Source organism: Oleiphilus sp. HI0125 (genome assembly GCF_001635355.1).
Map to the genome: position 1 here is coordinate 1 of NZ_LWGF01000309.1, position 6,740 is coordinate 6,740.

Here is a 6,740-nt window from a genome sequence, read left to right on the forward strand (position 1 = left end):
TCCTATCCCTACATCGTGGCAGTGCGGACATTTTTCAAGCCCTAAATCAAAAACAGCTGGTAAAATACCAGCTGTTTTCAAGTGTAGCCGAAAAACAAACGTTCTTCAGGCCTGTAAAGAAAATAAGTTTACGCTTGCGCTTGTGCAGACTGCACAGCTTCTTGGTAAGACATTTTCTTTTTCTTAGTTTTTGCTTTTTCCTTAAGAAGCTCAATTACCGCATCTTCAACTACAACAGCTTCTACCTGTGTACGATTCTCTGGCTTATTGTAGTGCTCAATAACCTCTTCAGGTGATTCGTAAGTACCTGCAATCTCTTGAATCTTCTCATCAACCTTAGCTGCATCCGCTTTAATATCGTTATCTTTAACGATACCAGCGAACAACAAACCTGTCTTAACACGCTTAGCCGCCTGCTCAGCGAATAACTCATTTGGAAGCTGAGACAAGTCCATATCTTGACCACCGCCAAATTGCTGAACAGCTTCACGTTTCATCGCATCAATCTCTTGATCAATCAAACCTTGTGGAACTTCAACATCGTTACGATCACCCAGTTGTGTCACCATTTGCTGTTTAAGGTTATTTGCTACCGCGTTCTTAAGCTCACGCTCCATATTCTTAACGACTTCAGCTTTAAACTGATCTTCGTCGTCAGAGTCTACGCCGTACTTACTGAAGAACTCTTGGTCCATTTCAGGAAGTTTAATTTCGATATTCTCTTTTACAGAAACTTCAAAACGAGCATCTTTACCCGCCAATTCTTCGTTACCGTAGTCTTCTGGGAAAGTAACATTTAGTTCAACTTCTTCACCAGCTTTGGCTCCAACCAAACCTTCTTCGAAGCCTGGAATCATTTGACCTGAACCAAGTGTGATTCGCTGATCTTCAGCTGTTCCGCCCTGGAACTGATCATCACCAATGAAACCTTTATAATCCACAACCAAAGTGTCTTTCTTTTTGGACTTACGCTTAACAGACTTAGGCGTACCATGCTGACGACGCAACACATCAATCATTTCTTTAATGTCTTTTTCTTTAATCTCAGCATTTGGCTCTTCAAGAGTAATTCCATCAACCTCGATATTTTCAAGCTCTGGATAAACCTCAACAACAGCTACGAACTCGAAGTCTTTACCTTCGTCAACCTGCTTCGGCTCAAACTTAGGGTAGCCAACAGGGTTAATGCCTTCTTTACCTAGAGCTTCGATATATGAATTGCGCATCAATTCACCGATAACTTCTTGGCGAACTTGACCACCAAAACGCTTCTTAACAACTTTCGCTGGAACTTTACCTGGACGGAAACCGTTTAAGCGCACAGTGCGCGCTGTTTGCTGCAGTCGCTGCTCTACTTCCGTTTCTATTTGTTCTGCTGGAACGCCAATAGTGATGCGACGCTCGATGGAAGATGTTGTTTCAACAGAAACTTGCATGGAAATTCCTCAATTCTCAAAAACTTAATTAACTTTGCTTGCCTGCAACGTAACGCCTTCTAGCCAGACCGCTCAGGCAAACCGCACGCAAATAATGGGGAACGAATAGTAAGAGTCAATACCGCACTTGGCAAGCACTTTATTCACAATAAATGAAGGGATATAAAGTTAGGATTAAAAACTTTGCAAACTAAGTAAAACTTGGTGCGAAAGGAGAGACTCGAACTCTCACATCTTGCGATACTGGAACCTAAATCCAGCGCGTCTACCAATTCCGCCACTTTCGCACATATTTTACTTACAGCAAGGGTTGCCCTTACTTATATAGATATTGGGGTGGGCGAAGGGGATCGAACCCTCGACCGCAGGAATCACAATCCTGAGCTCTACCGACTGAGCTACGCCCACCATTACTCGGATCAACCATTTAATGGCGCACCCGGTAGGATTCGAACCTACGACCGACGGCTTAGAAGGCCGTTGCTCTATCCAACTGAGCTACGGGCGCTCGAACCCTATCTACTATCTATATATTAGCTGTAGAAGTGGTCGGGGTAGAGAGATTCGAACTCCCGACATCCTGCTCCCAAAGCAGGCGCGCTACCAGACTGCGCTATACCCCGACTTGCCTTGCTTTGGGTTACCCCCTCAACAAGATGGCGCGAATAATACATACGGTTTTGCAGGTCGTCAACAACAAAAACAACTAATTTATTAATTTATTTTTCGGCGCTTAAATAGCAACCAAATCCCTTATGTAAAAGTCTTTTTATTCTGATATGAGCATGACAAAATGCCCGCAATTCTACATAGCAACCATATAAAGCAGTTACACAGTCATGAGTGCACAAATAATTGATGGCAAAGCTGTCGCCACACAACTGAAGGAAGAGATCGCAAAACAAGTCGCTGAAAGGATCGAACAGGGTAAACGACGTCCTGGACTCGCCGTCATTCTCGTCGGCGATGATCCTGCCTCTGAAGTTTATGTTCGAAACAAAAACAATGCATGCGAGCAGGTCGGATTTAAAAGCGAAGCGATCGTTCTACCGGAAAGCACTCAACAACACGAATTAGAAGCATTAATAGACAAATATAACAATGACCCCGAAATAGATGGAATCCTTGTCCAACTTCCCCTTCCAGACCACCTTGATAGCGACAACCTTTTAGAGCAAATCAAACCAGACAAAGATGTAGACGGCTTCCATCCTTTTAATATAGGTCGCTTAGCTCAGCGAATGCCACTTTTACGACCTTGCACACCTAAAGGCGTGATCACTCTACTCGAAAAAACTGGACAAACAATACGAGGCAAAGACGCTGTAATAGTTGGTGCCTCAAACATCGTCGGCCGCCCAATGGGCCTAGAACTGTTATTAGCTGGCTGCACCGTAACTACTACCCATCGCTTCACCCAAAACCTTCCCGAAAAAGTATCTCAAGCTGATATCGTAGTTGTAGCGGTTGGCAAACCTGGCCTTGTTAAAGGCGAATGGATTAAACCCGGCGCTATTGTTATTGACGTAGGTATCAATCGCCTAGAAGACGGGACGCTTGTTGGTGATGTGGAATTTGATATCACAAAAGAACGCGCTGGTTGGATTACTCCCGTGCCCGGTGGAGTCGGACCAATGACAGTAGCGACACTTATGGAAAACACCTTATACGCTGCAGAGCAGCTTCACGACTAAAGCAATATCGTATCAATAAAAAAGGCGACCCTTAGGTCGCCTTTTTTACACATAAACACTTGTAAACTAAGCGCGACGCCAGGTTGTCCCATCTTTACCATCGTCAAGAACAATGCCTTGTTCGGCTAACTCATCACGTATGCGATCTGACTCAGCCCAGTTTTTGTCCGCACGCGCTTGAAGTCGCTGAGCAATCAACGCTTCAATTTCATCTTCAGCCAGTCCACCATCTTGTGTCGGCGCTTGTTTAAAATAAGCATCTGGATCCGACTCAAGCAAACCAAGAACGCCAGCCAATTGCTTCAACGTAAATGCAAGCTGATTTTTCTCAGCTGCATCTTTCGCTGAATTAAGTGCCTTAACCAAATCAAACAACACCGCTAGCGCAACTGGCGTATTGAAATCATCACACATTGCCGATTTGAAACGGTCAACATAAGAGACCTCAAGATCAACTTCTGAAATCTCTAATCCACGCAAAGATTGATACATACGATCTAGCGCGCTTTGCGCTTCCGCTAAGCTCGCTTCCGAATAATCAATTTGACTGCGATATTGGCTTGATGTGAGGAAGTAACGCACCACTTCAGGAGAGTACTTTTCAAGCACTTCGCGAATAGTAAAGAAGTTACCCAAAGACTTAGACATCTTCTCTTTATTAACCCGGACAGCGCCGGCATGCATCCAGTAATTCACATAGGTTTCGCCAGTAGCCGCTTCGCTCTGCGCAATCTCATTTTCATGATGCGGGAACTTCAAATCAGGACCACCACCATGAATGTCGAAGGTATTACCAAGACAACAAGTCGACATTGCCGAACATTCTATATGCCAGCCCGGACGGCCTTTACCCCAAGGAGAGTCCCAGTATGCCTCACCCTCTTTTGCAGCTTTCCATAATGCAAAATCTAATGGGTCTTCTTTCAACTCTTCAATACCAACGCGCGCACCGGACTGCAGATCATCGATATTTTTCTTACTGAGTTTGCCGTAACCATCAAACTTCTTAACACGATAATAAACATCACCATTATCAGCAGCGTAGGCGAAGCCTTTCTCGATCAGTGTTTCAGTCATCGAGATAATATTACCCATATGCTCAGTAGCGCGCGGTTCTTGGGTCGGAGGTAAAGTGCCCAATGCTCGTTCATCTTCATGCATAGCATTAATAAAGCGCTCAGTTAAGGCATCAAATGCTTCGCCATTTTCATTCGCACGTGCAAAAATTTTGTCATCAACGTCTGTGATATTTCGAATGTAAGTGACGTCGTAACCGATATGACGAAGGAAACGCGTAATCACATCAAAGCCAACCATCACGCGAGCATGGCCAATATGACAATAGTCGTACACCGTCATACCACAGACGTACATACGAATTTTGCCCTCTTCGATAGGTTTAAATACTTCTTTCTTGCCAGTCAGCGTATTAAATAATTTAAGCTCAGACATTATTTACCACTCCAAACATCACGAAGACCGATCGTTTTATTAAATACCAATTTGTCTGCCGCGTGATCAAAACGATCTGCAACAAAATACCCTTCTCGCTCAAACTGAAAGCTATCTTCTGGCTTCGCTGCAGCTAACGCTGGTTCAACAACGCCTTCATATTCTTTCAAACTATTCGGGTTGATATGGGCTAAAAAATCACCCTCACCTGCATCAGGATTCGGGTCGGAGAACAAACGATCGTAATCGCGAATGGTTGCTTTTACTCCATTCTCTGCAGAGACCCAGTGAATCACACCGCGAGGTTTTACACCCTCAACGTTCTCACCGACAGTACCCGGAACAAGCGAGACCTTAAGCTCAATGATTTCACCCGCATCATCTTTAATCACTTCTTCAGACTTAATAATATAAGCACTGCGAAGACGAACATACTCTCCGCTCACTAAGCGCTTAAACTTTTTGCGTGACAAGGTATTGTCTTCATTGAAGTCAGCTTTATCGATATACAACGTTTCCGAGAATGGGATCACTCTCTCGCCTAACTCAGGTTTGTTTGGATGGTTCGCAGCTTTCATCTCAAGACCTGAGTCAGCCTCATCAATATTAATGACCGTGACTTTAAGAGGATTCATCACGCACATCGCGCGAGGCGCTTGTTCATTCAAATCATCACGAATCGCTTTTTCTAGCTGAGCTACATCCACATCACTGTTGTTCTTAGCGCTTACAGGAATCATTTCACAGAAGCTTTTAAGCGAATTCGGAGTAAACCCACGACGACGCATTCCTGATATGGTTGGCATTCTTGGATCATCCCATCCCGCCACATGATTCTCATCAACAAGCTGCTTAAGCTTACGCTTACTGGTGACCGTATAATTCAAGTTCAAACGCCCCATTTCATACTGAGTTGGCCTAGCAGGAACGGGAAGATTCTCAACAAACCAATCATACAAAGCGCGATGAGACTGAAACTCCAGAGTACAGATGGAGTGCGTAACGCCTTCGATCGCGTCTTCTTGGCCATGCGCAAAATCATAGCTCGGATAAATACACCATTTATCACCTGTCTGGTGATGTTCAACCTTGCGAATTCGATAAAGAATCGGGTCTCTCAAATTCATATTTGGCGAAGCCATATCGATTTTCGCACGAAGAGAAGCCGCCCCTTCATCGAAACCACCAGCTCTCATTTTTTCAAAGAGCTCTAGATTCTCTTCAACAGAACGCTCTCGATAAGGGCTGTCTTTACCAGGCTTAGTCGCCCAACCGCGATATTCAGAAGCTTGCTCCGCACTGAGTTCACACACATAGGCCTTACCTTCTCGAATAAGATGTAAGGCCCACTCATATAATTTATCAAAGTAACTTGAGGCATAACGTGCGTCGCCATTCCATTCATAGCCTAACCAGCGCACATCCTCTTGAATTGCATCAATAAATTCTTGGCTTTCTTTCTCAGGATTTGTGTCATCAAAACGAAGATTACAAACTCCGCCATATTGCTGCGCCAAACCAAAGTTAACCCAAATTGAGCGCGCATGGCCTACATGCAGATAACCGTTCGGCTCAGGAGGAAAGCGAGTAACAACTCGACCTTCGTGTTTATTTGAAGCCAAATCTTCTTCAATAATCGTTTCAAGAAAGTGCTTAGATTTAGTTGGTGCAGTGTCCGACATATATGAGTTTCACCTAGTGAACAGAACTAACAATAGAAAGGGCGCGCATTATACCGGAATACGCGCCCTCTATAATAGACGTTTTATATCTTGGTAATAGAACAGTTCTTAGAAATTGCGTTAACAAAACGCACAAGAGAAGGAATATTGTTTGCAACAATAGGAATGCCGCTAGTCATAAGAGAAACGCTAATCTCCCTTCGAGGGTCGGCCCAAGCCATTTTATTGATTAAACCAATATGCCCATAACAAGCCGAACTATTCGCACCCCAAATACCGACTGGCTTGCCACCAAGCATTAAACCCGCGCTATAACGCATTGGCATCATCAAGGTACGATCAAACTGAACACTCGCAACCTCTTGAATCGCTCGACGAATCGTAATCTCCTTCGCTACCTGCTTTCCCTTCCATTCACCGCCGTTAAGCATCATCTGGAAAAAGCGATTCATTTCTTCTGCTGTTCCCATAATATT

At 44.2% G+C, this 6,740-nt stretch carries 5 protein-coding genes and 4 tRNA genes; 1 reads left to right on the top strand and 8 read right to left on the bottom strand.

The genetic code is table 11. The features are described from left to right. Nucleotides 1-128: 128 nt before the first annotated feature. The 5 genes from tig to A3762_RS04220 form a co-directional block, all read right to left on the bottom strand. On the bottom strand, nt 129-1,436 hold the full coding sequence (tig, locus tag A3762_RS04200) for a trigger factor (RefSeq protein WP_068477048.1): 1,308 nt from the start codon (nt 1,434-1,436) through the stop codon (nt 129-131). A gap of 202 nt (nt 1,437-1,638) precedes the next feature. Next, nucleotides 1,639-1,723: transfer RNA gene (locus tag A3762_RS04205), tRNA-Leu, on the bottom strand. Nucleotides 1,724-1,768: 45 nt separating this feature from the next. Next, nucleotides 1,769-1,844: transfer RNA gene (locus tag A3762_RS04210), tRNA-His, on the bottom strand. 23 nt (nt 1,845-1,867) lie between these two features. Then, nucleotides 1,868-1,944 (bottom strand) — tRNA-Arg (locus A3762_RS04215). A 38-nt stretch (nt 1,945-1,982) separates the two neighbouring features. Then, a tRNA-Pro gene (locus tag A3762_RS04220) sits at nt 1,983-2,059 on the bottom strand. A gap of 216 nt (nt 2,060-2,275) precedes the next feature. On the opposite strand from A3762_RS04220, the gene folD reads away from it, so the two are divergent. Continuing rightward, nucleotides 2,276-3,130 (top strand): bifunctional methylenetetrahydrofolate dehydrogenase/methenyltetrahydrofolate cyclohydrolase FolD, encoded by an 855-nt coding sequence (folD, locus tag A3762_RS04225; protein WP_068477050.1) that lies wholly within the window; start codon nt 2,276-2,278, stop codon nt 3,128-3,130. A 66-nt stretch (nt 3,131-3,196) separates the two neighbouring features. Here folD and cysS read toward each other — a convergent pair whose 3' ends face one another. The 3 genes from cysS to A3762_RS04240 form a co-directional block, all read right to left on the bottom strand. Next, nucleotides 3,197-4,582 (bottom strand): cysteine--tRNA ligase, encoded by a 1,386-nt coding sequence (gene cysS / locus A3762_RS04230; RefSeq protein WP_068474475.1) that lies wholly within the window; start codon nt 4,580-4,582, stop codon nt 3,197-3,199. Further along, nucleotides 4,582-6,264 (bottom strand): glutamine--tRNA ligase/YqeY domain fusion protein, encoded by a 1,683-nt coding sequence (locus A3762_RS04235; protein ID WP_068754227.1) that lies wholly within the window; start codon nt 6,262-6,264, stop codon nt 4,582-4,584. The genes cysS and A3762_RS04235 overlap by 1 nt, the downstream gene beginning before the upstream one ends. A gap of 83 nt (nt 6,265-6,347) precedes the next feature. Next, on the bottom strand, nt 6,348-6,740 hold a 393-nt coding region (locus tag A3762_RS04240; RefSeq protein ID WP_156493227.1), incomplete at its 5' end, for a serine hydrolase.